Raw genomic sequence first — 26,056 nt, 5'->3', positions numbered from 1 at the left:
AGGAACCCACTATGCCAGGCGCGACTCTGCAATCATCGACACCGGGCTTAATGCGGGCAAGTATCAACTACGCAGACCCCAGCGCAGAGCTGGTCTACGACCAACGCCATACAGGCCCCGGCCCCGCTAGCCTGATCGATCAGGTAATCCCCCACCTGGTGACAGTTCATGACGGCAGGCAACTGCAGGCTGCGGGGGAGACCTTCCGTTTGGACGAACAGGGGTTTGAGCTGGTAGAGCCCAGCCTCGGTATCGACCTGCACCAGCTGGATGACACTTTAAAAGCGCTGGATAGCAACAAGCCTTCAGCCAATAGCACAGTGCTTTCGCCAGAATCCCAAGACACCTTGATCCGTACTCAGTGGTATCCGGCGATTGAGCGATGGCTGGCTGCTTATTTGGGGGCGGACCAGGTTGTGACCTTCGATCACACGCTGCGCGCTCAGACTAAAGCAGACGCCATCGCTGAGCAGAGCCGCAGTCGCCGCGCCCCGGTAAAAATCGCGCACAACGATTACACGCCCTGGTCTGCCCAGCGCCAGCTCAAGCAGACGCTACCGGAATACGGCTTAAATCCGGACGAATATCCCCGATTTAAGTTTGTGAACCTGTGGCTGCCGCTGCTGCATCGGGTTGAAGAGTCCCCCCTGGCTATGGCGGACCTGCGCAGCGTGGAAGCAGCGGATTTCCACAAAATGCGCCTGATTTACCCAGAACGGGAAGGGCAGATTTCTGTCATCAGCGCCAATCCTCAACACCGCTGGATTTGGTTTAGTGATATGCGCCCCGGCGAAGGGTTGCTACTGCGGGTTTTTGATAGCGAACACAGCGATGTGATTACCGGCAGCCCCCATAGCGCCTTCGACTTACCGGAAAGCGAAAATGTCCCCCGGCGTACCAGCCTGGAAATTCGCACTATCGCGTTGTTTAAACATTAAATAAATTGAAATATCGATCAAAACCCCATGAATAAAACCCTGAACTCAATAGATCCTTTAAATAACGAAGTTGTCGGCAGTGTCGCTATTTGTTATGAAGACGATTTAAAAAAATTGCTGCAACAGGCCAAGCAGGCACAGGTTGAGTGGGGCAAAAAATCCATTCAGCAGCGTGTACAGCTTGTACAACAAGCCTATAAAAAGCTTGAACCCATACAGGCGAAATTGGCAAAACTGATCAGCCGTGAGATGGGTAAAGATGCGCGGCGGGCCAGCTATGAGGCTAGCGGCGCCATCCACAGTGGCCCCTGGTTGGCCGGAGATTCCGGTGAGGCCCTGCGCAGCCAGCGCCAGGGTAATAGTGAAATTCAATATCGTCCGTTGGGCGTGGTCGCGGTTATTTCCCCCTGGAATTATCCCCTGGCAATGGCCAATAACCTGATCGTACCGGCACTGATTGCCGGCAACAGCGTGGTTTTAAAACCCTCCGAAGAAACCCCTCTGGTTGCGGACCTACTGGTAAAAACCCTGAACCAGTCGCTGCCCAGCGGGGTATTACAGATTGCCCATGGGGATGGGAAAACCGGAGAAGCCCTGGTCAAAGCGGACATCAATATGGTCGCTTTCACCGGCTCCCGTGCTACCGGCCAAGCCATCATGGCCAATGCTGCTCCCAAGTTAAAACGCCTGATCATGGAGTTGGGCGGCAATGATCCCATGTTGGTTTTGGCCAGCGCCGATATTCACCGCGCGGCACAATTCGCCGTGGCTTCCAGTTTTGAAAATGCCGGGCAAATGTGTACTTCAACCGAGCGTGTTTATGTGGACGAGCGCATTGCGGACCAGTTTGAGCGAGCGGTGGTTGCCATTGCAAAAAATTATCGCACCGGTGGTTGGCCAGAAGGGGATGTCGATATAGGTCCATTGGTCAATCCCCGTCAGCATCAAAAAGTGGTTCAGCATATTCATGACGCCATAGAGAAGGGCGCAACGCTTTTGCTGGGAGAAAAATCCCCCAAACCTCCTTTTGTTCCTCCAACGGTCATCAGTGGAATCAAACCGGGTATGCAACTTGAGGACGAGGAAACTTTTGGCCCGGTAGTCGCAATAGACCGATTCAGCACCATTGAAGAGGGGATTCACAGAGCAAACGACTCTGTATACGGCTTGGGGGCCGTGGTATTTGGCAAAGCGGATGCTCAGGAAGTCGCGAATCAACTACAGGCAGGCATGATTGGTATTAACCAGGGTGCCGGTGGAACACCATGGGTAGGTGCCAAACAGAGTGGCTTTGGCTACCACGGCGGGGCTGAGGGACACCGACAATTTGCCCAGCTCACCCTTATTAATCATTAATTAAAAAACTCGAGTGCAGATATTTTGGACGAAGTCATTATGCCAAGCTCTCCAGACATTGCGATGAATCCATCAACTGAGGCCAACAGCAGCCTTGAGCAGGATTTCTTTATTATCGCCAGGGAACCCGGTGCGGAGCATCCTGCTCTGCCCACCTGGGCCGCACGACTGGAAAACCCAGCCTCACTCAAAGATAGCGCCCCGTCTTTGGTTCAGCGCAGAGAGATTGCTGAGGTGCCCGGTGCTTTTCAATTACTCAATGTATTTTCCAGTGAGGAATGTCAGCGCCTCATCGATATCACTGAAAATATCGGTTATCTGCCAGATGCCGCCGTTTCTTTGCCCAGGGAGGTACGCCATAACGACAGCCTTACCTGGGTAGTAGATGAAACTACCGAACGGCTAATCTGGCAGCGGTGCAGCGCTTTTATGCAGGACCCCAATGGCTACTTTGAAGGGCGGGAGCCAGTGGGACTCAATCAGCGTTTTCGCTTTTATCGTTATGGTGAAGGTGATTACTTTCAATTTCACACCGATGGAGCCTGGCCGGGCAGCCGAATCATAGATGGCAAGTTGGTCGCTAATGGTTTTCCAGACCGTTTTAGCGAAATGACTTTTCTAGTTTTACTCAGTGAAGATTTTGACGGCGGAGCCACACGTTTTCGTGTCAATGCAGATAACCCCTACCAACAGCCCAGCCGGCACTCCATGATGGATATTGATGTAAGAACCCCCGCTGGATCCGTACTGTGTTTCCCCCATGGTATGCACGCCTTGCATAGGATCCACAGCTCAACGCCAATTACTCGTGGAATAAAATATATTATTCGTACAGATATATTATTTCTTCAGGATTGATTAACAGGGTTAACAATTTTATTTAAAAATCTTAATAAAGCATTCAGTCGCAGGGAAGCGTCTCGAACTTAAATAACAATAAATCGCTACTTAGAGCTTCCCTAAAGTCTCTGCATATAATCTATAGCCCGACTTATATACTACGCCCTCCATCGAAGTGTTGCCGTAAGTTTTATGTCAAGCTGCACTGCCAATCTGATCGCAACGGCACATTCGGGTGTGTACTTATGGAATTAATAGAATATTTACAGAGTCACTTTTATAGCAAAGAGGAGCTTCTATCGCTAAGCGGTTTAAGGCAAGAAGAGTTTGCAAACTACCAGAATGCCCTTGTTATGCCTAAAGCTTCCTACACGATGGTACTGGGCCTGCAATGCCATTCATTCTTCGGCACCCATAATGAATCCCATAACCAGGAGTTCTACGCCAAAGGTTATGTATCCTGGTTAAAAGACCTTCGGCTACAAAATAATCCAAAACAGATTTTTGATTTATTTAAAACAAGATACACGGATACAATCTATCAGTTAAAGTCTATTGGCCATAGCTGTTCTGACATAAAAATGAACAAGGGGCTTACCACACATATCGAAAACGAATGGAAACACTTTATCGATGGTACTTATGGGCTATGCACCAAAAGCGGGCTCCCCGAGGATATAGCACGTAAAGAGCTGGCCTCTCTAGTGATCAAGGAATTAACAAAAGAGGATAATCTCAGCAGAATAGGCCTACAAAAATTACAGAGGGCTGTTGACCTGCTAGAGAGCGCCAGCAGCCTTTTTGCACCCCATGAGCGGCATAAGAGTTCGAGGCAAATACTGATTCATGATATTCGTCAACAATTTAATCTCAGAGAAAGACACTGTAAAAGCCAACGTCAAAAACTGAGAAACATATTGTCGCCACAAGCCAAGAAAAGCAGGGTGGACAACACCTATACCAAATGACCATATGATTTGGCATGTACTAAACGTATATGCCTCTATAAAATCCCGCCCCTTTAATTGGCTCAAGCCTCTCCGCACTTTTATTAGAGATATTCCATGAAAAGCAGAGTTTACTGCCTTATATCCTTTCTATTGCTATCCGTCTTAACGGTATCAGCCTACGCCAGAGATTGGCGGGAATATAAAAGCACTAACTTTACCGTCTACTCCGATGTTTCATCGAAAAAAGCTGAGGCCTTATTGCGCGAGCTGGAAAAATTTCGCAGTGCCTCACTTATGGTAACAGGCATGGAAGATCGTCCTGAAAATTCTAGGCTTAGGGTCTATCACTTTAATAAGTCTAGAGAATTTGAAAAATTCTCCGGAAAAAGAAGTATCGCAGGCTTCTACATCAATACCATCGATGGCCCCTTAATTTTTTCTCAGGAAAACAAACGTGGCATATTGAACGGCCAAGCAATCATGTTTCATGAATATGTTCACCATCTTATGCGTGAACGGGGTTCCATGCGTTACCCCAGGTGGTATTCAGAGGGCTTCGCAGAATTATTAGCCAGTGCGACTATTGATAAGGATTCCATCACCATCGGCAACGTTCCGGAGTGGAGAGCTTACTCTCTGGAAGAAGGCACTTTGAAAGCCAGGGAAATTCTCCAACCAAACTACAACAGGAAAGGTTGGAAACATGCTAACCAGTATTACGCCAGTGCATGGTTATTATTACATTATTTATTTTTTAGCGAAGATGCCAGAAAAAATGCATATCATGAAAAAACCAAAAATTACCTAGCGGATATCAATAATGGAGGAGATCCACTAGATCTCTTTACACAACATTATGATATCCGAGAGGAAGATTTAGATATCGCATTAACTCGCTACCTAAAAGAACGGCGTCTGTCGGGCTACAAGGTTAATCTAACCAAAAACGTCTTTAAAATCGAAAAGCGCAAACTGAACCATAATGAAAAATCCCTATTATTGGCGAAGCGAGCGGTTGACCTTGAAAGATATGATCAGGCGTTAAGCTATCTGAATAAAGTAAAAAAAGATGCTGCCAAGTTACCAGGAGTTATCGCTCTGAAAGCGAATCTATTAATGCACAATCAGCAGGAGACTGCGGCACAGGCTTTACTTCAGGAAGTATCAGAAATATCAGATTTGAACCATACAGCGGCAACGAATCTATCTGTTTACCATTTATATAGCTTACATGATACGCTTGAATCCCGGCAATGGGATGAGGGGAGCTATACCAAAACGGTGCATTATGCAGATATGGCTATAGCGCTAAATCCGGCTTCCCTATCGGCTTACCAGTACAAATGGATGGCTCAGCAGTACAAAGGCGAAAGTGTGGCCGCACTGAAAACCATGATGGCAGCCTATCAGAAGAATCCAAATAGTATTGAAATAAATAGCGCTATTGGCTTTCACCTCGCAAAACTTAAAAAGCCAAAGCTTGCAAAACCATTTCTGGAGAGAACTCTGGCCTGGTCCCACAATCACAAGGTTCGATCACGGGCTAAAAAATTGCTTGATTGGGTAGCAAAGGAAACCTCCACTGACAGTGGAGTGAGTTCAGGACAGGTATCCTGAGTCCGAGCACTAGATCAAGCGCATAGCACGTAGAGAATTACTCTCTACGTGCTATGAAAGCGAAGAAATTAGCCTCTCCTCTAACTCTTCTTTTCCTCTTCCCGCAAAGTCAGCACTTCATATCCATCCACCGTAACCAGCACTGTGTGCTCCCACTGCGCGGAGAGCCTGCCATCTTTGGTCACCACGGTCCAACCGTCTTTTTTGAGTTTGGTTTTGCGATTGCCCTGATTGATCATGGGCTCAATCGTAAATGTCATTCCCTCGCGTAAAACAGCTCCGCTGCCCGCTCGGCCAAAATGCATTACCTGGGGTTCTTCATGCATTTCACGGCCAATACCATGGCCACAGTATTCACGCACCACACTGAACCCGCGCTTTTCAACATACTGTTGAATCGTATGGCCCACATCACCAAAAGTCGCGCCGGGTTTTACGGTGTGAATACCGGCCCACATGGCATCGTAGCAACACTGCACCAGTTTTTTGGCAATGGGAGTCACATTACCGATCATATACATCTTGCTGGAATCGGCGATATAACCGGACTTTTCCAGGGTTATATCCACGTTGACGATATCGCCATCGCGCAACACCTGCCCCTCACGTGGCATGCCGTGGCAAACCACCTCATTAATCGAAGTATTGAGAGAGTAGGGATAGTCGTATTGCCCTTTGCTGGCCGGGCGCGCCTGCAACTCCCGGGTAATAAACGTTTCCACCCGGTCGTTAATTTCCATGGTAGTAATACCCGGCTTCACAATACCATCGAGCATGGCGAACACCCGGCTCAATAATTCACCGGAGTTACGCATCAACGCCTGTTCCCTGGCGGTCTTTATTTTTATGTTATTCACGAGTGAGCTCTTCCAGAGTAAATGATTCGGTGCGCAGTAGTTTCTTGCACAACTGGCTGTAACTGAGCTCTGGATTCAGCTCGGCCAACATGCCGATCTTTATCCAATACTCGGCCTGGGCGTTAATAGAACGCGCCAATGTTGTACTCGCTTTACGAATTTCATCATGTAATTCATCCGAGATTTTAACGATACCCATTTTATACACCGCACATACTATTCATATACAAAGTGTATATTTCTTTTCATTAAAAGTACAAGCCGACCAGCAAGATCAAAAATATGCAACTTGTTGCATAGTCAATATTTGAACGATATGGTTGAGAGATAAAAACAATAGTGATGAGGCCACCATGTCCGAAACCACCGAGAAGAAACGCAGTGCCCCCAAGCCCAGCCGCCTGCGTATTGGCCAGCGTTACCGTGCCAGTCGCTTGAACGGCCCCTACGATGCCCTGGTAATCGGCTCTGGAATCGGCGGCCTGACTACTGCGGCTATGCTGAGTGCCACCGGTAAGAAGGTACTGGTCCTGGAACAGCACTACACCGCCGGCGGCTATACCCATGCCTATGACCGCAATGGCTACGAGTGGGATGTCGGCGTGCACTACATTGGCGATGTGGGCGAGCACCCGACCATGACAGGCCGGATTTTCGACTTTATCAGCGGGGGTAAGTTGCATTGGGCGCCGATGGACGCCACCTACGATCGCATTTGTATCGGCGAAGAGCAGTTTGATCTGCGCGCCGGTCGCCAAACATTTATCGATGAACTGGTTAAACATTTTCCCGACGAGCGGGAAAACATCGAGCGCTATCTGGGCCGCCTCAACGAGGTGGCCAAATCCATGCAACGCATTGCGATGGAGAAGCTGTTTCCCGGCTGGTGCGGCCCACTCCTGCGGCTTTGGCGTAAACTGCGCGACCCCTCCTGGCTGAACAAAACCACCCGCGAAGTGTTGGCTGAAATCACCAACAACGAGAAACTGATCTCCGTACTCACTGGTCAGTGGGGCGACAACGGCATGGCGCCGGCACAGAGCAGTTTTATTATTCACGCCCTGATTGCCAAACATTATTTGTATGGGGGTTACTACCCCGTGGGCGGTGCCAGCAAGATTTCCGAGACCATTATTCCGCAAATTCAGGCCAGTGGCGGCGATGTATTTACCTATGCCAAGGTGGAAACCATTCTGTTAGATGGCAATAAGGTTCGCGGCCTACGCATGAGTGATGGCACCGAAATCGAGGCGCCCGTGGTGATTTCCGGAGCGGGGGTATTCAATACTTTCGAAAAATTACTGCCCCAGAGTGCCAGTGAGCGCCTCGGTTACCTGCGCGACCTAAAAACCGTCACTCCATCTATGTCTCACCTGTGCCTGTATATCGGCCTGGAAAAGACCGCCGAAGAACTACAACTACCGAAAACCAATTACTGGCTCTATACCAGTGAGAACTACGAGGAGGATATGCAGGCCTTCCTGCAGGATAGCGACAAAGATATTCCGCTAGCCTATATCTCTTTCCCCTCGGCCAAGGACCCCACCTTTACCCAGCGCTATCCTGGGCGCGCCACTATCGAAATCGTTGCACCAGCCAATTACGATTGGTTCGCCCAGTGGCATGACAAACCCTGGGGCAAGCGCGGTGATGACTATGAAGCCCTGAAAGAGGCCTTCAGCCAGCGCTTATTGGAGCACCTTTACAAGCATTTCCCCCATCTGCGCGGGCAAATCGATTACTACGAGTTATCCACACCGCTGTCGACAGATTATTTCTGCTTCTATCCACGCGGTGAAATTTATGGCCTCGACCACGATCCCAAACGTTTTGAACAGCGTTGGCTGAGACCCAAGACTCGACTCAATGGACTCTATCTCACCGGCCAGGATGTGATGAGTTGCGGTGTCGCCGGGGCAATGATCTCGGGAGTATTAACCGCTCAAAGTATTCTCGGTTTGCGCCAGGGGGCGAAGTTGATGCGCCAGGTTATTAGTGGGCAGCCTTTTCAAACACCGGCAAATAACGGTGAGGCGCTAGGCAAAGCATCCACCTGATTTGTCGGCAATAACGCTCATTCGGCAACTGCAATAATAAAAACCCGGCGATCAATGCCGGGTTTTTATTAAATTTATGGGCTCGGAGATGTATTTAATCGCGGCAATCTGCTCGGCATTCGATCGAAGTTCAAGACGCGGATAACCAGGCGTCGATTTTCCCTTTGCCCAGCCTTGCTCTCGTTATCAGCGATAGGATCTGTATCGCCATAGCCCTGTGCACGCATGCGGTCGCCATCGATACCGCGCTCTATCAAAAAATTGCGTACCCAGTCTGCGCGCCACTGAGAGAGGTGCAGGTTTTTCTTTGGGTCACCGTCATTATCCGTGTGCCCCTCAATCGTAATACGCATCTCGGGGAAATCGCGCATGATCACCAATAGCGCCTCCAGATCGGCGATGCTATCCATACGCGGGGCAAAGCCACCGGGGTCAAACTCCAGGCGCAATCTAAAAGTATCCCCATCTTTACGGGAATTTCCGCGTAAAAAGCGCACCAAATCATCGGCAAAGGGAGCCGCCTGCCGCGCCTCTTTCTCACTGTCTCCGGACTGCACCGCAGACTGAGGCTCAAGGGCATATTTTCTATTGGGATCGGGGGTGGGGCAGCCGGCAAGTAATAGCACCAGCAGGGCGAGATAGCAGACGAATAAAGGCTTGCCCGCCATAGACAAAACTTCCGGTTTGCAGACGTCAAATTCAGTGTAGAACAAGCTGCCGGCGGCAGGAGATATCTAGCCGTTAGAGGAAATTCAACACCGACATCATATCGCTAACTACCCTGGCACCGCGCTGCTCCAGCTGTGGCGCTCTCTGCTTATGGGTACTGTAACCGACTACCCGCATGCCAGCGGCTACCGCAGCTTCCACGCCAGCGTTAGAATCCTCCACGACCAGACAACGCCCCGGCTCCACCCCCATACTGGTGGCCGCATGCAGGAACAGCTCCGGCCAGGGTTTACCGCGGGAAACATCCTCAGCACTGTAGATCCTGCCGTCGAAGTAGTCGTAGAGACCGGTTTTATTTAGGGTGAGATGCATTTTCTGGTGAGAGCCCGATGAGGCCACGCAACTGCGCATGCCGATCTGCTGTAAGTGATCGAGCAAGCCCTCAATACCGACTACGGGTTCCAACTCGGCGTGGAATGCTTCGCGAATACGGCGCTCGGTATTGCCAAAATAATTGTCTGGCAGGGGGCCGCCGAAACGCTTCTCGATTTCCAGTAGGCAGTCCCTGGCGGGCCGGCCGCTGAATTGCTCATCCAGCTCCTCCGCAGTGGTGGCCATACCCAACTTATTCATTTCTTCAGCGAGGATGCGGCAAACGATACTCTCGCTATCCACCAACACACCGTCGCAATCAAAAATAATTAAATCTGTGGAAGACATGGGGCTCCGTAAAATCAGCGCGCGGAAAGCAGCATAATACCGATAACCACACCGAGTATGCCGCTGATACGCAAGAAGTTTTCATTGCCCTGGGAGATCTTGATGGCCAGCGCCTTGCCGCGCTCAAAACCCATTTGCAGCATATAGGCGCCACTCAGCAGCACCAATACGCCCAGGGCGTTGAAGAGGATATACCAGTGGCGCGTGTCAGCGATCAACAACAGGAAGAGACCGATAAAGATGCGCAGCCAGGCGGAAAAGAAATAGCCCGTTTCGCTGAGTCGCTCACTGATGGTTTGCGCCAACTTGGGCTTGGCAATAACCGCCAGCGACAACAAGACAATCGCGATACCCAATAACCCTACAATCACTCGAATCATAGTTTCCCTTCCTGGTTTTCATCCTATCCAATTTTGGCTTGCGTCGGCTCCTACAGATCACCCCATTGGAACTGTAATACAGACAGTGCGGCGATAGGCGCGGTTTCGGTGCGCATAACCCTCGGTCCCAAGCGCAGTGGCATAAAGCCTTGGCCCAAGGCCAGATCAATCTCCGCCTGGGACAATCCACCCTCTGGCCCCACCATCAACAGGGCCGAATCCGGCTTGCCATTGTCCGCTTCCCAGCGGCGCAGATCCAGCTCGGTGCGGTGGTGTAATACCAGCTTGGTTTGCGGTGCACCCTGTTGTGCTGAGGTCTGCAGATAGTGCGGTAGTTTTACCGGTTCGGCAATTTCCGGCAACAGATTGCGCTCACACTGCTCACAGGCGCTGATGGCAATCTGGCGCCAGTGGCCGAGTTTTTTTTGCAGGCGCTCGCCGGATAGTTTGACTTCGCAGCGCTCGCTGAACAGCGGCTGGATGGCCGCCACCCCCAGCTCGGTAGCCTTCTGTATCACCCAGTCGAATCGGTCACCGCGGGAAATGCCAATTGCCAGGGTTAACGCCAGAGGCGACTGGCGATTATCTTCGCGAAACGCACCAACACCCACTTGTACACGCTTACCCGTTGCCAGCAATTCCGCGCTGTACTCGCCGCCCAAACCGTCGAAAAGAGTAATAGGGTGGCCGGCGCCGAGGCGCAGGACTTTTACCAGGTGCCGGGAAGCGCCCTCATCCAACTCGATTTGCGAAACACCGGCCAGGGCCTGCTGGGAGAAGATACGCGGAATGCGCATGGGTAAAGATCCTGTAAAGCACTATAAAAAAGCCGACAGAGATGTCGGCATTTTGCAGGCGGGTAGTTTAGGCACTAATGCACAGACCAGGCAATGGCGGAAAACCCCCACCATTGCCCGGCGTGAAAATCGCGATCAGGCAGTTTCCAGAGACACCGGAGTGTCAGTTTGCTCCTGGCGCTTGCCTTTCGGGCGCAGCACTTCGATCACCTTGTACAGGTTCGGCACCAGTACCAGGGTTACCGCGGTGGCAAACAGGACGCCAAAGGCGAGGCTGATTACCATGGGAATCAGGAACTGCGCCTGAATAGAGCGCTCGAACATGATCGGTACCAACCCGATAAAGGTAGTGATAGAGGTGAGGATAATCGGGCGGAAACGATCGCGACCCGCCTGTACCACCGCATCCATCACCGCCCAACCCTGGGCGCGCAGCTGGTTGATGCGGTCCATCAATACCAGGTTATCGTTCACCACAACCCCCGCTGCGGCGAGGAAGCCGAGCATGGACATGATGCTGATATCGTGGCCCATCAACAAGTGGCCTACTACCGCACCGAAGAAGCCGAACGGTACTGCGGTGAGGATCAACAGCGGCTGCGAGTAAGAGCGGAAAGCAATGGCCAGCAGGGCGTAAATGGCGAACAGAGACAGCACGAAGAACGCCAGGATCGCACCGTTGAACTCTTCCTCCTCCTGCATTTCACCGGCAGTTCTCAGGGAGAAACCGGGGAACTGGCGCTCCAGCTCAGGCACCAGAGTCTCGCGCATATCCTTGAGAATTTCCTGCGCAGTGGAGGTATTCGGCGTCAACTCGGCAAACACGCGTACGGTGCGCTCGCGGTTGTTGCGGCGGATGGTGGTGTAACCGGGCACATAGACCGCATCGGCCACCGCAGAGAAGGGCACTTCTCCCTCCGCCGTACGAATACGCACGCGGTCCATCTGCTCTTCGCTGGCGCGCTCTTCCTGCGGGTAGCGCACCATCACCCTAACGTCCTCGCGACCGCGGGGAATACGCTGTACCTCTTCACCATAGAAACCCTGGCGCACCTGCCTGGCCACATCCGCCAGGTTGATACCCATGGTGGTGGCGTGGGGCTTCAGCTGAATTTCGATATCGCGACGCGCACTGGTGAGATTGTCACGCACATCGTAAACACCGGCATAGCTGTTCATCTTCTTCTTCACCGCATCGGCGGCAGCGCGCAATTCGTCCATGTCCCCGGAAGCAGTACTCAGGTTCAGGCTCATACCGTTGCCTCCATCGTTGATGGTGGCATCAATATTCAGGTCTTCAACACTGGCCGGCATTTCACCGATCAGCTCGCGCCAGCGCAACGACAGGGTTTTGGAAGTCACATCACGCATCTCTCCGTCGGTGAGCTGCAAGATCACAAAGATGTTGCCGCGCCAGTTGAACACCATGGAGTTCATTACGAAGGGCTCGCCGTCGTTGAGCTTCAGCATCTCCTCATCGGTAGCGAGCTTATCTGCGGCCTCCAGCACCTGATTCATCACGCGCTCGGCCTCATGGAAAGGCTCACCATCGGCCATGCTGGCACGCAATTCCAACAGATCCGACGGTACCTGTGGCGAGAAGGAAGAACCCACATAACCACTGGTAAAGACACTGATGGAAAGTACCAGCGCCATGAAGAAGACCATCACCGTGGTGCGGCTGTTGCCAAGGGACTTCTTGAGCAGCGGCAAGTAGTACTTGTCACCGGCGGTCTTCATGGCCCCGGCGAAGCGGCCACGCAGCTTCTGCAACTTGATACCCAGGGCGGATTTGGCGGGTTGCTCTGGTTTCATGCCCACCAGGTGCGCCGGCAGAATCAGCAGAGACTCCACCAGGGAGAACACCAGACACAAGAGCACCACCACCGGCAGTGCCAACATCATCTGCGCGGTATAACCGGGCAGGAACAGCATGGGGATAAAGAACACCATGGTGGAGGTCACGGCGAAGATCACCGGCGCGGAGACCTGCTTCACACCCTCTTCCGCAGCGGCCAGACCGGTAACACCGCGATCGTGGGCCGCATGCACCGCTTCCCCCACAATAATCGCATCGTCCACCACAATCCCGAGAATCAGCAGGAAGGCGAACAGCGACAGCATATTCAGGCTGACCCCGGTAATCGGCAGCAACCAGAAAGCACCGAGGAAGGCCACAATAATGCCCACCGTTACCCACATCGCCAGCGCCGGGCGCAGGAACAGCATCAACATGATAAAGACCATGGCGAAGCCGCTTAAGGCGTTGGTGGTCAACAGGTTCATGCGGCCTTCAAAAGCTTTGGAGAAGTCGAACCAGACATCGAACTCCATACCCGGCGGCAACTGGGTGCGCGCCTCCGCCATAAACGCCTTGATACGCTCGGCGGTGGCCACCACATCCAGCGGCTCGCCCTGAACCACACGCAGGTTCATAGCCGGATTGCCGTTAAAGAGAATGACGTTGTTGTATTCCTCGAAGCCATCGCGCACGGTGGCCACATCGCGCAGCAGCAGTACAGAGCCATCTGCACGGCTGACTACCGGAATACGCTCGAAGTCCTCGGCGGTGTAGGCCTGACCACGGGTCTGCACCTGGATATCACCGCGATCCGAACGCACCATACCCGCGGGCAGATCGAGGGAGGAGCGGCGCACCGCATTGGCTACGTCATTGAAGCTCAGGTTATAGCGGCGCAGGTCCAGCTCGGAAACCTCGATGGACAGCTCATCCGGGCGTTCGCCCCAGATATCCACACGGCGCACACCGGGAATCAGGGTGAGTTTGTCGCGCAGGTCCAGCGCGGTCTCCTTGAGCTGACGCTCGGAAACCGGACCGCCAATGGCGATCATCATCAGCTGGGTATCCCACTCCTGCAGGCGAATCACCGGGCGCTCGATACCCTCGGGGAAGGTGTTAATACTATCCACCTGCACCTTGATATCGTTGAGCAGACGCAGCTCATCGTAGCCATCCACTGCTTGAACTTCGATAGAGGCGTGGCTGCGGCGAGAGGCGGAGTTCACCTCCTTGATGCCCTTCACCTCAGAGATAGCCTCCTCTACACGCACGGTTACCTGCTGCTCGACCTCCGCCGGGCCGGCACCGGGGTAGGATATTTCCACCTCGACAATACCGGGCTGAATCGCTGGAAAGACCTCGCGATCAATCCCACTGATTCCGAAGAAGCCGCCGATGATGATCATAATCATCAACAGGTTGGCGGCCTTACTGTTGCGCGCAAACCAGGAAATAATGCCGTTCATCAGTGGCCTCCGTGGGCAGCGCTATTCGTGGCTGCGGTCTCACCGGAAGTACTTGAATCGGCTTCGGCATCGCTCTTAACGCTATCGATTAGACCGGCAGGCTTCTCGTTGAGAGGATTAGCGGTAAGTGCCATACCCTCGCGGGAGTAGCCCAGGCTGGACACCACGACGCGATCACCAACGGCGATATCACCGCGCAACCACACCTGGTCGCCGATACTTTGCAGCAGCTCCACAGTTTTGAACACCAGCTTGCTCTCTTCATCCAACACCAGCAGGTGGTCGCCCTCGTGCAAAGCCTGGCGCGGCAAAACCACTATGCCATCCAGAGTGCGACCGGCAATATCGGCCTCCACAAACAGGCCATTCATCAGGGGAACAGCACCCTCATAAGGGTTCTGCACCTGAGCCACGGCATAAATAAAGCGGCTATTGGTATCGATGCTGGCCTCGGTGCGCACCAGCTGGGCACGCCACTCGCGCTCAAGCCCAGCTACCATCGCCCGCAGGCGTACTTCGGGGCCATGTTCGAAGGATTTACCCAGAGGCAGATCGAGCAGTGCCAGCTGTTGATCGGTCAGAGGCAGGCGCACTTCGGCGATGCCGGTGCTGTGGATTTTTGCCAGAGGCGTGCCGGGGGTGATGTACTGGCCCAGATCGACATAAGTCTCCACTACGCGCCCGGCAAACGGCGTTATCACTGCGGTGCGCGCCAGATCGAGTTTGGCTTGGTCGCGATCCGCTCGCGCTGCGGCCACTGCGGCCTCGGCGGCTTCAAGGTGTGGCTTGCGCAGAAACAGGGCGTTGGCAGCTTCGCTGCCCAGATTGCGCCACTCGCGCTTGGCCTGCTTGGCGCGACCCTGCTCTTGAGCCAGGGCGGACTTGGCATCGGCCAGCTGTGATTCGGCACGTGTCACTTTATGGATGTAGTCGGCTTGCTCGAGCTGCAGCAATGATTCCCCCTCGGCAAAGAAGCCGCCGGGCACAAAGGCCTCGCCCACATCTTCAATCACACCGCCGACACGGGCCACCACCTCAATTTCATGGCGAGCATGCACGGTGCCCTGGCTCGGTACCAACAAAGTCTGGCGCCCCGGCTCCGCATACAGGACATCCGCCACCGGCGGTACCACCACCTCCGGTGGTTTTTCTTCCGGCTTCGGCTTCAATAGCACCACCGCAGTAATGGCGGCCGCCCCGATAGCCAAAACGGTAAATAAAAGCTTGTTCTTGCTCGACACTTTCACAGGCACCCTCTACCCCATTCTGTGACCGATACTGGTCAAATTTTAATTAGCGCGCATTCTACTGGAGTTCGACGCAGATAAGAGTCGATTCGGATGCAGGTCGCCGCAGGAGTTTGTGCTTTATCGCAAACCTTCCTCGCTGGCCCCTGGTAACGCATAATGCCCGCCCCAATTTACCGTTGCAGGAGAGACAACGGGCCGCGCAAAGCCAAGGAAACCGATAGGCTATTTCCCGGTCAAACGCCGCTCCTTAAGGTACGAACCCCCGGAAAACGGATATAGACATCAAATGCTGGATATCAACGCTCGCATCGCAGAAGAACTCAACGTACGCTCCCAACAGGTAACTGCCGCAGTATCCCTGCTGGACGAAGGCGCCACGGTGCCCTTTATTGCCCGCTACCGGAAAGAAGTAACGGGAGCTTTAGACGACACCCAACTGCGCACACTGGAAGAGCGCCTGCGCTACCTGCGCGAACTGGAAGAGCGCCGCGCAGCCATCCTCAAGAGTATTGATGAACAGGGCAAACTCACCGCAGAATTAGCGCAGCAAATCAACGGTGCCGACACCAAGAACCGCCTCGAAGATCTCTACCTGCCCTACAAACCCAAACGTCGTACCAAAGGGCAGATCGCCATCGAAGCGGGCCTCGAACCTCTCGCCGACGCCCTGATTAACGATCCATCCCTCGATCCCGCCGCAGAAGCGCAGCAATACCTCAACACCGATCATGAAGACGCCTCCTTACAGGTAAAAGACATCAAGGCCGCCCTCGACGGGGCCAAATTTATCCTGATGGAACGCTTTGCCGAAGATGCCGAACTGCTGGGTAAACTGCGAGACTTCCTCAAGCGCGATGGCCAGGTTAAATCCAAGCTGCTCGACGGCAAAGAGGAAGAGGGAGTCAAATTCCGCGACTATTTCGAATACGCCGAGGACTGGTCCAAGGTGCCATCCCACCGCGCCCTGGCGATTTTCCGCGGCCGCAACGAGGGCATCCTCGCCATCAGTGTTGGATTACCAGAAGAGGAAGGTACTCCAGCCACCGCCAGCCATCCCTGTGAGTCTATGATCGCTCGGCATTTCGATATCAGCGACGAAAGGCGCCCGGCGGACAAATGGCTCGGCGAAGTGGTGCGCTGGACCTGGCGTATCAAGCTGCTTACCGCGTTGGAAACTGACCTGTTGGGTGAGCTGCGCGAGAAAGCGGAAGAGGAAGCCATCAAGGTCTTCTCCCGCAATCTCAAAGATCTGCTGTTAGCCGCACCTGCCGGACACAAGGCCACAATCGGCCTGGACCCGGGACTGCGTACCGGTGTGAAAGTTGCAGTGGTAGATGCCACCGGCAAGATACTGGACCACACCGCCATCTTCCCCAATCCGCCGCAAAACCGTCATCAGGAATCCGCCGCGGTTATTGCCGCCCTGTGCAATAAATACAATGTAGGCTTGATCGCCATCGGCAACGGCACAGCCAGTCGCGAGACCGATAAATTTGTCGGCGAGACCATTAAGCAATACAAATTAAATGCGCAAAAGGTGGTGGTAAACGAGGCAGGCGCCTCCGTGTACTCCGCTTCCGAATTCGCCGCGCGGGAATTTCCCGATCTGGATGTCACCATCCGTGGCGCCATCTCTATTGCCCGTCGCCTGCAAGACCCGCTGGCTGAGCTGGTAAAAATCGAGCCTAAATCCATTGGTGTCGGCCAGTATCAGCATGACGTTTCACAGACTCAGCTGGCGCGTTCCCTCGACGCTGTAGTAGAGGACTGTGTAAACGGTGTCGGTGCCGAATTGAACTCTGCCTCAGCGCCGTTGTTGGCCAAGGTTTCCGGCCTGACTGCCTCCATCGCCAGCAATATCGTCAGCTACCGCGATCAACACGGCGCCTTTAAAAACCGCAAACAGCTGATGGAAGTACCGCGCCTGGGGCCCAAAGCCTTTGAGCAGGCCGCTGGCTTCCTGCGAATTAATAACGGTGAAAACCCGCTGGATAAATCCGGCGTACACCCCGAATCCTATATCGTGGTGAAACGCATCGCCGAGAAAAACGACCGCGAGATCAACAGCCTGATCGGCGACTCCGCCTTCCTGCGCCGCCTCAACCCGGCGGATTACACCGATGAAAAATTCGGTGTGCCCACCGTTACCGATATCATCGCCGAGCTGGAAAAACCCGGCCGCGACCCACGCCCGGAATTCCGTACTGCGCGCTTCGAAGAGGGCGTTGAGGAAATCAAAGACCTGCGCCCGGCCATGGTGTTGGAAGGCACGGTTACCAACGTCACCAACTTCGGTGCGTTTGTGGATATCGGCGTGCACCAGGACGGACTGGTCCATATCTCCGCGCTTTCAGAAAAGTTCGTGAAAGATCCCCACGAGGTGGTTAAAGCCGGCGATATCGTCAAAGTGAAAGTGATGGAGGTGGATGTCGCACGCAAGCGCATCGGTCTTTCCATGCGCCTCTCCGACGAGCCCGGCGAGCAGGGCAGCGGCGGTATCAACAAAGGCGACCAGCGTGAAAACCGCCAGGCCCAGCGCTATAACAAGCAGCAGGGCAATCGACAACAGAAGGGCGCCCAAGGGAATAGCCGTGGCAGCATGGGCGATCTGTTAATGGCGGCAATGAAGAATAAAAAATAATACGACAGACCAACAAATAAAGGGCGATCACCAGATCGCCCTTTTTTATTTAATGAAAAATCAAAGCCGGTTGTAAAACTAGCATTAACGATTATTCAGCTGAGAATGCCTCTGGTAATTCACTGGTAATACTCAGGCGCTCTTGCGTCTCCGGATGCACAAATTCCAAAGCACTCGCATGCAATAATAATCTCGGGGCCGCAGCTAAGGCTTCTGAGTGTGCATAGAATGGATCACCCAATATCGGGTGTCCCATCGCCTGCATATGCACCCGCAGCTGATGGGAACGGCCTGTAACCGGCAAGAGGCGCAGTAAGCTGCTGTCTGCTGTACTAGATATTTTTTCCCAACGCGTGAGAGAGGGCTTACCCACCTCATGATCCACTTTTTGTTTTGGCCTGTTTGGCCAGTCACAAATCAGAGGCAGATCCACCTCACCTGAGTCTGCAGTGGGTACCCCCCACACTCTAGCAAGATAGGTTTTATCGACCTTGCGATTTTGAAAGAGTGTGCTGAGTTTGCGGTGAACTTCCGGGCTCCGCGCCATTACCAACAGGCCCGAAGTATCCATATCCAGCCGGTGTACTATCAGTGCTTCAGGGTATTTTTTTTGTACCCTGCTTGCCAGACTATCTTTATGGGCCGGGTCTCTGCCAGGCACACTGAGGAGACCGCTGGGTTTATTTAAAATTAGAAGGGAGGAATCCTGATAAATGACCGATAAAAAAGGCTCGGTTGGTGGGCAATATTTACGCATTATTTAACTCTTACAACCTGCTAAATACTAATGCCCACACCCGGTGGCACTATAAAATATCAAGGAGGACTAGCGAGCCTCAAGGCCCAGGTCCTTTAAAATACTCTCTGAGGCACCAATCTGATTCATCGTATAAAAATGCAATCCCGGTGCGCCCCCCTCCAATAAGGTTTCACACAGGTCGGTAACTACTTCGAGACCCAGCTTACGGATATCATCGGGGTCGCGATAACTTTCCATTCGTTTTTTCAGCCAGCGAGGAATCTCTGCGCCGCAGTTACGCGAAAAACGCACTAAATTATCGAAGTTAATAATTGGCATAATCCCCGGATAGATCGGTGCATCGATACCGGCTTTCTCACACTGATCTATGAAATAAAAATATGAATCCGGGTTATAGAAGTATTGAGTCAGGGCGCTATTCGCTCCCGCCTCAAACTTTCCTTTTAAATAGCGTATATCATCATCATAACTGTTGGACTCCGGATGAATTTCCGGATAGGCGGCAACTTCCAGGTGGAAATGATCGTCAGTATGGCGGCGAATAAAAGCCACTAACTCATTCGCGTAGACCAGTTGCGCCACCGCACCCATTCCAGAGGGCATATCCCCGCGCAGGGCCACAATACGATTTACACCGGCCTCTTTATATATATCTAATAATCCTAGAATGGTCTCTTCATTGTCTCCGCCAAATGACAGGTGCGGCGCGATGGAAATACCATCTTTGCGCATATTGGTAACAATATTGGCGGTAGTTTCACGCGTGGTACCACCGGCACCATAGGTGACTGAAAAGAATTCGGGATTAAACGCCTGTAAAGCCTCGCGGGTTTTATACAGCTTGACGCGGCCTTCGGGGGTTTTGGGTGGGAAAAATTCGAAACTGATGCGAATGGGATTTTTCATTATATTTTCCAGGCCCTCCGAAATTCAGATGCCGGCACAGCCGGCATCTTTTATGAGGGTATTAATATTTATAGCTTTCGGGCTTATATGGACCGTCGACAGAAACACCAATGTATTTGGCCTGCTCCTCGGTCATACGGGTAATTACTCCATCAAAACCTTCCACCATATAGCGCGCGACTTCCTCGTCGAGGTGCTTGGGCAGTACCTTGACGTAGAGTGCAGACACTTTTTGATCGGAGGCCAGGTCGGCAAACTTCTCTTCAAACAGGTGAATTTGCGCGAGAACCTGGTTGGCAAATGACCCATCCATAATACGGCTGGGGTGACCAGTGGCGTTGCCCAGGTTTACCAAACGGCCTTCGGACAACAACAGCAGGTGATCATTGGTTTCGCTATTGCGCACTATTTTATGCACCTGGGGCTTCACTTCTTGCCATTCCCAGTTCTCACGCATAAAGGCGGTATCGATTTCATTATCGAAGTGGCCAATATTGGAAACTACAGCGCCGCTCTTCAGTGCCGCCAGCATATGCTTATCACAGACATTGGCATTGCCGGTGGTGGTGACAATCAGGTCAGTATTGGCCAGCAGCTCTTTATTAATGCCTTCGGCGGTGCCGGTGTTAATACCGTTAATGTAGGGAGAAACCAGCTCGAAACCATCCATACAGGCCTGCATGGCACAGATGGGATCCACTTCAGAAACCTTTACGATCATACCTTCCTGGCGCAGCGAAGCGGCGGAGCCTTTACCCACATCACCGTAACCGATAACCAGCGCTTTCTTACCCGCCAGCAGGTGATCAGTGGCGCGCTTGATTGCATCGTTCAGGCTGTGACGACAACCGTATTTGTTGTCATTTTTGCTCTTGGTTACGGCGTCGTTGACGTTGATCGCCGGAACTCTAAGGGTGCCTTCACGCAACATGTCCTGCAGGCGATGTACGCCGGTGGTGGTTTCTTCACTAATACCGTGGCAATTGTTCAGGACGGCGGGGTATTTACGGTGCAGCAGTTCGGTGAGGTCACCACCGTCGTCGAGAATCATATTCGGCTGCCAGCCGGCAACATCGGCACCCACGGTACGCTCTAAACACCACTCATACTCTTCTTCCGTTTCACCCTTCCAGGCAAACACAGGAATTCCGCGTGCGGCGATAGCGGCAGCAGCGTGGTCCTGAGTGGAGAAAATATTACAGGAAGACCAGCGGACTTCAGCACCCAGGGCAACCAGGGTTTCAATCAGTACTGCGGTCTGAATGGTCATATGGATACAGCCCATAATACGCGCACCGGCGAGAGGCTGTTCCGCGCGGTATTTCTCCCGCAGAGTCATCAGCGCCGGCATTTCACCTTCGGCAATTTCAATTTCACGGCGGCCCCACTCGGCCAGTGAGATGTCCGCGATCTTAAAGTCTTTAAATTCAGTGCTCATTTGATTCATTCTTTTGAGTTCCAGTAATGTTCTTTTCACTCACTGAGGCGCCGCAGCGCCTCCTGATAGCAACTCACAATATGGAGCCGCGTTTATCCAGTAGATTACAGGCCCGCCTGCGCACGCAGCGCATCGACCTTGTCAGTCTTCTCCCAGGGGAAGGCGGTGAAAGTTTCACTGCGCGCTTGGCCGTTGCCATCCACCCAGTTATAGGTGTGGGTAAAGGGATCGCGACCAAAGTGGCCGTAGGCTGCAGTCAGCTGATACATGGGGTGCAGCAGATCGAGGGATTTTGAAATGGCATAGGGGCGCAGATCGAAATTCTCGCGCACCAGCTCCACCAGTTTCTCTTCGGAAACCACGCCAGTGCCAAAGGTATTGATGGCAACCGAGGTAGGCTCGGCAACGCCGATGGCATAGGACACCTGAATTTCACAGCGCTTGGCCAGGCCTGCGGCGACAATATTCTTGGCCACATAGCGACCGGCATAGGCCGCAGAGCGGTCCACTTTGGACGGGTCCTTACCGGAGAAGGCACCGCCGCCATGGCGCGCGGAACCGCCGTAGGTATCCACGATAATTTTGCGCCCGGTCAGACCACAGTCACCGACGGGGCCGCCAATCACAAAATTACCGGTGGGGTTAATATGGAATTTGGTGTCCTTGTGTAGCCACTCTGTCGGCAGGGTGTGGTGTACGATCAACTCCATCACCGCATCGCGCAAGTCGGCTTGGCTTACATCGGGATTGTGCTGAGTGGAAAGCACCACCGCATCGATAGCGCAGGGACGGCCCTGGTCGTCGTAGCGGAAAGTAAGCTGGCTCTTGGCATCCGGGCGCAACCAGGGCAGCAGACCGGACTTACGTGCCTCAGCCTGACGCTCCACCAAGCGGTGGGAATAATAGATAGGCGCCGGCATAAAAGTCGGTGTTTCATTGGTGGCGTAGCCAAACATCAGGCCCTGGTCGCCAGCACCCTGATCTTCTGGCTTGGCGCGGTCGACTCCCTGGGCAATATCCAGGGATTGCTTGCCGATAACGTTGATCACACCACAGGTTTCCCCATCGTAACCCACGTCGGAGGAGGTGTAGCCAATATCAGTTATCACCTTGCGCACCAATTCCTCCAGGTCAACCCAGGCGGAGGTGGAGATTTCCCCGGCAATAACCGCGATACCGGTCTTTACCAGAGTTTCACAGGCAACGCGCGCCTGCTTGTCACGAGCCAACAGAGCATCCAATACCGCGTCGGAAATCTGGTCGGCGATTTTATCCGGGTGCCCTTCAGACACGGATTCCGAGGTAAACAGTTTGTATTCACTCATGTGAGAGTCTCCATGTGTTCCGCCGCGGGCGGTTAGCAAAATTCTGGGCCTGACAATCGACTGCAGTTGTCAGGGTTTTACAAATTCTCTGATCTGAATCTGAAAGCCATTGCGCAGCGCACTGTAGACACTGCGGCCGTCCCTTAAACCGGCAGTTTGTGCCCACTGGCTCAGCTGTTCGGGGGCAAATCCCAGCCATAGATCACCGCAGGCTTCCCGCGCCCAGTCCTGACCGTGCTCCTGTAGCTCTGCCACCAGTAACTGGCCACCACTTTTCAGCGCGCCTTGTAAGTCCTGGAAAATCTGTGCGGGGTCGGGGGTGTGGTGCAATACCATATTCACCACAATACTGTCCGCACTGGCTGGGCGTGCCGCTGCAGCACGGGTGTCACCACAGACAAATTCGATATTGGCCAGGCCCTGCTCATCGGCGAATGCCTGGGCGCGCTCCAACATAGCCGAGGACAGATCCAGCGCAGTGACTGTGGCAAAACGCAGGGATAACTCCTGTAGGAACTCCCCCTCGCCGGGCCCCACCTCTAGGGCATGGCGGCCAGAGTTGAGCAGCTGTGCCACCTGCGGGCCATACACGCTGTAACTGGCGATCAACTCCTGCTGCTCGCGAAAGCGATTGCCGTAGTCCGCAAAGAAGCGACGCGAGGCTTCGGCGCGCTCCTCCGAGATACGCGCCACCGATTGAGCCCGCGCGTCTGATAGCGGCAACTGGTCCAGGTTGGCGAACAGCTGAGCGAGCAGCGGTGTGCTGCCTGTGCGCCGGTAAAAGAGGTTGTTGCCCTCGCGGCGCTTGCTCACCAACCCCGCTTGGGCAAGCACCTTGAGGTGGTGACTCAGGGCCGGTTGGCGCAGATCAAAAATTCGGCAGAGTTCCAGCACGCTGTAGGAGTCCTGGCTAAGCAGGCGCAAAATCTCCAGACGCAGGGGATCCCCCGCAGCTTTTAGGGTCGCCGCCAGTTGGGGAATTTCCGCGCCGGTGCCGGATTGAGAAATGGGCTGGATTTCAGACATGCGGACGAGTCTATCAGGCACACCCCTCTATATCAAAGAACTTTGATATAGCTTCATAAAATTATTTTGATGTAGGTGCTTATGGCCACCATCTGCACATAAACCAGGGCAATTGTTGCTTCACTTAATAGCAATTTCCCTCCGCAAGCCTTTGCGTGAGACACACCTTTACGGGAAAATACGCCCCCATTTTGTCGCTGCGGGAAGCGCCTGTAGAGCACCCCGCGGCCATCCGAAAATCAGAGAGTTCTTCCTATGTCTTCTACTCCCTCTCGCACAGACAAGGCCAATGCTATTCGCGCCCTGTCTATGGACGCCGTCCAGAAAGCCAACAGCGGACACCCCGGTGCGCCTATGGGTATGGCGGATATCGCCGAAGTGCTGTGGAATGACTACCTGAAGCACAATCCAGCCAACCCCGAGTGGGCCGACCGCGACCGCTTTGTGCTCTCCAACGGCCACGGTTCCATGCTGCTGTACTCGCTGCTGCACCTGTCCGGTTACGACCTGCCGATCGAAGAGCTGAAAAATTTCCGCCAGATGCATTCCAAAACCCCGGGCCACCCGGAGTACGGTTATGCGCCGGGCGTAGAAACCACTACCGGCCCTCTCGGCCAGGGTATTACCAATGCCGTTGGCATGGCATTGGCTGAAAAAGTTTTGGCGGCACAGTTCAACCGTCCGGGTTACGAGCTGGTCGACCACCACACCTATGTATTTATGGGTGACGGCTGTTTGATGGAAGGTGTTTCCCACGAAGCCTGCTCCCTGGCCGGCACCCTGGGCCTGGGCAAACTGATCGCCTTCTATGACGACAACGGCATTTCCATCGACGGAGAAGTAGAAGGCTGGTTTACCGACGACACGTCCAAGCGCTTTGAATCCTATGGCTGGCACGTAATCCCCAATGTGGATGGCCACGACGCCACCGCCATTAAAGCCGCCATCGAAGAGGCCCGCGCGAACAGCGATAAGCCAACCATTATTTGTTGTAAAACCGTGATCGGCTTCGGCTCCCCCAACAAGCAGGGCCGCGAAGAATGCCATGGCGCACCTCTGGGTGACGATGAAATCTCCCTGGTACGCGAAACCCTCGGCTGGGCCCACGCCCCCTTCGAAATCCCCGCGGAGATCTATGCCGACTGGGACGCCAAACCCAAAGGTGAAGCCCAGGAAGACGAGTGGAAAGACATTTTCGCCGACTACCGCGAAGAGTTCCCCGAGCTGGCTGCCGAATTCGAGCGCCGTATGCGCGGCGAACTGCCCGCAGACTTTTTTGTAAAGGCCGATGACTATATTCAGCAGTGCCAGGACGATGCGCAGAAAATCGCCTCGCGCAAGGCGAGCCAGAATGCACTGAACGCCTACGGTCCGCTGCTGCCTGAATTCCTCGGTGGTTCCGCCGACCTGGCCGGCTCCAACCTCACCATCTGGTCCGGCTCCAAGGGCGTCAGCGCAGAAGATGCCTCCGGCAACTACGTCTACTACGGCGTGCGTGAGTTCGGCATGAGCGCCATGATGAACGGCATCGCCCTGCACGGCGGTTTCGTCCCCTATGGCGCCACTTTCCTGATGTTTATGGAATACGCTCGCAACGCCGTGCGCATGGCCGCACTGATGAAGCAGCGCGTGATCTTTGTCTACACCCACGACTCCATCGGCCTTGGTGAAGACGGACCCACTCATCAGCCGGTTGAGCAGCTGAGTGCTTTGCGCTCTACCCCCAATCTACACACCTGGCGCCCCTGCGATGCCACCGAATCCGCAGTGAGCTGGAAAATGGCTATCGCCCGTAAAAATGGCCCCAGCACCCTGGTGTTCAGCCGTCAGGGCCTGGCGCCACAACCGCGCAACGCCGCACAGCTGGCCCAGGTAGAGAAGGGCGGCTATGTACTGTCCGACTGCGACGGCACCCCGGAAGCGATCATTATCGCCACCGGCTCTGAGGTGGAACTGGCCATGGCCGCCCAAGAGAAGCTCGCGGGCAAGAAGGTGCGTGTGGTTTCCATGCCCTGCGCCGAGGCCTTTATGGAACAGGACGAGTCCTACCGCGAATCGGTACTGCCCTCCGCCGTGCGCGCACGCGTGGCCGTAGAGGCCAGCCACCAGGATTACTGGTATAAGTTCGTCGGCTTTGACGGCGCCATTATCGGCATGAGCAGCTTCGGTGAGTCCGCCCCCGGCGGCGAGCTGATGCACCACTTCGGTTTCACCGTGGAAAATGTGGTGGAAACCGTCGAGAAAGTGCTGAACTAATTTCAG

At 53.8% G+C, this 26,056-nt stretch carries 21 protein-coding genes; 8 read left to right on the top strand and 13 right to left on the bottom strand.

Annotated elements, in window-relative coordinates; genetic code table 11:
• The first annotated feature begins 11 nt into the window (after positions 1 to 11).
• The 5 genes from ACJJIT_RS20505 (at position 12) to ACJJIT_RS20485 (ending at position 5,701) form a co-directional block, all read left to right on the top strand.
• Complete coding sequence (locus ACJJIT_RS20505) at positions 12 to 938, top strand: CmcJ/NvfI family oxidoreductase (protein WP_444899521.1); 927 nt, start codon at positions 12 to 14, stop codon at positions 936 to 938.
• Between the two features lie 27 nt (positions 939 to 965).
• A complete protein-coding gene (locus ACJJIT_RS20500; RefSeq protein WP_444887532.1) occupies positions 966 to 2,294 on the top strand; it encodes an aldehyde dehydrogenase family protein in 1,329 nt (442 codons plus the stop codon).
• Positions 2,295 to 2,333: 39 nt separating this feature from the next.
• Positions 2,334 to 3,152 carry a prolyl hydroxylase family protein gene (locus ACJJIT_RS20495; protein ID WP_444887533.1) on the top strand — a complete coding sequence of 273 codons (819 nt, stop codon included), beginning with the start codon at positions 2,334 to 2,336 and terminating at the stop codon, positions 3,150 to 3,152.
• A 227-nt stretch (positions 3,153 to 3,379) separates the two neighbouring features.
• Entirely contained in the window at positions 3,380 to 4,102 is a 723-nt protein-coding gene (locus tag ACJJIT_RS20490; protein WP_444887534.1) for a DUF6058 family natural product biosynthesis protein, read from the top strand.
• A 96-nt stretch (positions 4,103 to 4,198) separates the two neighbouring features.
• Complete coding sequence (locus ACJJIT_RS20485; protein WP_444899520.1) at positions 4,199 to 5,701, top strand: tetratricopeptide repeat protein; 1,503 nt, start codon at positions 4,199 to 4,201, stop codon at positions 5,699 to 5,701.
• 80 nt (positions 5,702 to 5,781) lie between these two features.
• Here ACJJIT_RS20485 and map read toward each other — a convergent pair whose 3' ends face one another.
• Positions 5,782 to 6,558, bottom strand: a complete 777-nt coding sequence (gene map / locus ACJJIT_RS20480) for a type I methionyl aminopeptidase (protein WP_444899519.1) — start codon at positions 6,556 to 6,558, stop codon at positions 5,782 to 5,784.
• Positions 6,551 to 6,757, bottom strand: a complete 207-nt coding sequence (locus tag ACJJIT_RS20475; protein ID WP_152455728.1) for a ParD-like family protein — start codon at positions 6,755 to 6,757, stop codon at positions 6,551 to 6,553. The genes map and ACJJIT_RS20475 overlap by 8 nt, the downstream gene beginning before the upstream one ends.
• Positions 6,758 to 6,911: 154 nt before the next feature.
• Between ACJJIT_RS20475 and ACJJIT_RS20470 the strand changes: the two genes are divergently transcribed.
• On the top strand, positions 6,912 to 8,615 hold the full coding sequence (locus ACJJIT_RS20470) for a phytoene desaturase family protein (protein WP_444899518.1): 1,704 nt from the start codon (positions 6,912 to 6,914) through the stop codon (positions 8,613 to 8,615).
• Between the two features lie 74 nt (positions 8,616 to 8,689).
• Here ACJJIT_RS20470 and ACJJIT_RS20465 read toward each other — a convergent pair whose 3' ends face one another.
• The 6 genes from ACJJIT_RS20465 to ACJJIT_RS20440 form a co-directional block, all read right to left on the bottom strand.
• Positions 8,690 to 9,283 (bottom strand): OmpA family protein, encoded by a 594-nt coding sequence (locus ACJJIT_RS20465; protein ID WP_444883153.1) that lies wholly within the window; start codon positions 9,281 to 9,283, stop codon positions 8,690 to 8,692.
• 73 nt (positions 9,284 to 9,356) lie between these two features.
• Positions 9,357 to 10,004: an HAD family hydrolase gene (locus ACJJIT_RS20460; protein WP_444899517.1), complete on the bottom strand. Its 648-nt coding sequence runs from the start codon at positions 10,002 to 10,004 to the stop codon at positions 9,357 to 9,359.
• Positions 10,005 to 10,018: 14 nt separating this feature from the next.
• A complete protein-coding gene (locus tag ACJJIT_RS20455) occupies positions 10,019 to 10,384 on the bottom strand; it encodes a hypothetical protein (RefSeq protein WP_252083806.1) in 366 nt (121 codons plus the stop codon).
• Positions 10,385 to 10,434: 50 nt separating this feature from the next.
• On the bottom strand, positions 10,435 to 11,181 hold the full coding sequence (locus ACJJIT_RS20450; protein ID WP_444899516.1) for a 16S rRNA (uracil(1498)-N(3))-methyltransferase: 747 nt from the start codon (positions 11,179 to 11,181) through the stop codon (positions 10,435 to 10,437).
• A 135-nt stretch (positions 11,182 to 11,316) separates the two neighbouring features.
• Positions 11,317 to 14,448: an efflux RND transporter permease subunit gene (locus tag ACJJIT_RS20445; RefSeq protein WP_444899515.1), complete on the bottom strand. Its 3,132-nt coding sequence runs from the start codon at positions 14,446 to 14,448 to the stop codon at positions 11,317 to 11,319.
• The gene (locus ACJJIT_RS20440) at positions 14,448 to 15,689 is read right to left on the bottom strand and encodes an efflux RND transporter periplasmic adaptor subunit (RefSeq protein WP_444899514.1); all 1,242 of its coding nucleotides are present in this window, start codon (positions 15,687 to 15,689) and stop codon (positions 14,448 to 14,450) included. The genes ACJJIT_RS20445 and ACJJIT_RS20440 overlap by 1 nt, the downstream gene beginning before the upstream one ends.
• A 295-nt stretch (positions 15,690 to 15,984) precedes the next feature.
• On the opposite strand from ACJJIT_RS20440, the gene ACJJIT_RS20435 reads away from it, so the two are divergent.
• A complete protein-coding gene (locus tag ACJJIT_RS20435) occupies positions 15,985 to 18,339 on the top strand; it encodes a Tex family protein (RefSeq protein WP_444899513.1) in 2,355 nt (784 codons plus the stop codon).
• Between the two features lie 91 nt (positions 18,340 to 18,430).
• On the opposite strand, the gene ACJJIT_RS20430 is transcribed toward ACJJIT_RS20435, so the two are convergent.
• From ACJJIT_RS20430 to ACJJIT_RS20410, 5 genes are all read right to left on the bottom strand, one after another.
• Positions 18,431 to 19,096 (bottom strand): RluA family pseudouridine synthase, encoded by a 666-nt coding sequence (locus tag ACJJIT_RS20430; protein ID WP_444899512.1) that lies wholly within the window; start codon positions 19,094 to 19,096, stop codon positions 18,431 to 18,433.
• A gap of 69 nt (positions 19,097 to 19,165) precedes the next feature.
• Positions 19,166 to 20,005: a methylenetetrahydrofolate reductase [NAD(P)H] gene (gene metF, locus ACJJIT_RS20425; RefSeq protein ID WP_444899511.1), complete on the bottom strand. Its 840-nt coding sequence runs from the start codon at positions 20,003 to 20,005 to the stop codon at positions 19,166 to 19,168.
• A 61-nt stretch (positions 20,006 to 20,066) separates the two neighbouring features.
• A complete protein-coding gene (gene ahcY / locus ACJJIT_RS20420; protein WP_252083815.1) occupies positions 20,067 to 21,452 on the bottom strand; it encodes an adenosylhomocysteinase in 1,386 nt (461 codons plus the stop codon).
• A gap of 95 nt (positions 21,453 to 21,547) precedes the next feature.
• Positions 21,548 to 22,768, bottom strand: coding sequence for a methionine adenosyltransferase (metK, locus tag ACJJIT_RS20415; protein ID WP_252083816.1), 1,221 nt, complete (start codon positions 22,766 to 22,768; stop codon positions 21,548 to 21,550).
• A gap of 69 nt (positions 22,769 to 22,837) precedes the next feature.
• A complete protein-coding gene (locus tag ACJJIT_RS20410) occupies positions 22,838 to 23,815 on the bottom strand; it encodes a metalloregulator ArsR/SmtB family transcription factor (protein ID WP_444899510.1) in 978 nt (325 codons plus the stop codon).
• A 234-nt stretch (positions 23,816 to 24,049) separates the two neighbouring features.
• Here ACJJIT_RS20410 and tkt point away from each other — a divergent pair, with 234 nt between their 5' ends.
• Positions 24,050 to 26,050 (top strand): transketolase, encoded by a 2,001-nt coding sequence (gene tkt, locus ACJJIT_RS20405; RefSeq protein ID WP_444899509.1) that lies wholly within the window; start codon positions 24,050 to 24,052, stop codon positions 26,048 to 26,050.
• Positions 26,051 to 26,056: the final 6 nt, after the last annotated feature.

Source organism: Microbulbifer mixtoriginis (SeqCode) (assembly GCF_052467515.1).
This window is presented reverse-complemented; position numbering and strand designations above follow the sequence as displayed.

Bases quoted from the DNA above. Each gene is read 5' to 3' on its own strand.
- ACJJIT_RS20485 (WP_444899520.1), top strand. From the start codon at position 4,199: ATGAAAAGCAGAGTTTACTGCCTTATATCCTTTCTATTGCTATCCGTC.
- ACJJIT_RS20435 (WP_444899513.1), top strand. From the start codon at position 15,985: ATGCTGGATATCAACGCTCGCATCGCAGAAGAACTCAACGTACGCTCC.
- ACJJIT_RS20500 (WP_444887532.1), top strand. From the start codon at position 966: ATGAATAAAACCCTGAACTCAATAGATCCTTTAAATAACGAAGTTGTC.
- ahcY (WP_252083815.1), bottom strand. From the start codon at position 21,452: ATGAATCAAATGAGCACTGAATTTAAAGACTTTAAGATCGCGGACATC.
- ACJJIT_RS20470 (WP_444899518.1), top strand. From the start codon at position 6,912: ATGTCCGAAACCACCGAGAAGAAACGCAGTGCCCCCAAGCCCAGCCGC.
- ACJJIT_RS20450 (WP_444899516.1), bottom strand. From the start codon at position 11,181: ATGCGCATTCCGCGTATCTTCTCCCAGCAGGCCCTGGCCGGTGTTTCG.
- ACJJIT_RS20495 (WP_444887533.1), top strand. From the start codon at position 2,334: ATGCCAAGCTCTCCAGACATTGCGATGAATCCATCAACTGAGGCCAAC.
- ACJJIT_RS20455 (WP_252083806.1), bottom strand. From the start codon at position 10,384: ATGATTCGAGTGATTGTAGGGTTATTGGGTATCGCGATTGTCTTGTTG.
- ACJJIT_RS20430 (WP_444899512.1), bottom strand. From the start codon at position 19,096: ATGCGTAAATATTGCCCACCAACCGAGCCTTTTTTATCGGTCATTTAT.
- ACJJIT_RS20505 (WP_444899521.1), top strand. From the start codon at position 12: ATGCCAGGCGCGACTCTGCAATCATCGACACCGGGCTTAATGCGGGCA.
- metF (WP_444899511.1), bottom strand. From the start codon at position 20,005: ATGAAAAATCCCATTCGCATCAGTTTCGAATTTTTCCCACCCAAAACC.
- ACJJIT_RS20445 (WP_444899515.1), bottom strand. From the start codon at position 14,448: ATGAACGGCATTATTTCCTGGTTTGCGCGCAACAGTAAGGCCGCCAAC.
- metK (WP_252083816.1), bottom strand. From the start codon at position 22,768: ATGAGTGAATACAAACTGTTTACCTCGGAATCCGTGTCTGAAGGGCAC.
- tkt (WP_444899509.1), top strand. From the start codon at position 24,050: ATGTCTTCTACTCCCTCTCGCACAGACAAGGCCAATGCTATTCGCGCC.
- ACJJIT_RS20460 (WP_444899517.1), bottom strand. From the start codon at position 10,004: ATGTCTTCCACAGATTTAATTATTTTTGATTGCGACGGTGTGTTGGTG.
- ACJJIT_RS20490 (WP_444887534.1), top strand. From the start codon at position 3,380: ATGGAATTAATAGAATATTTACAGAGTCACTTTTATAGCAAAGAGGAG.
- ACJJIT_RS20475 (WP_152455728.1), bottom strand. From the start codon at position 6,757: ATGGGTATCGTTAAAATCTCGGATGAATTACATGATGAAATTCGTAAA.
- ACJJIT_RS20465 (WP_444883153.1), bottom strand. From the start codon at position 9,283: ATGGCGGGCAAGCCTTTATTCGTCTGCTATCTCGCCCTGCTGGTGCTA.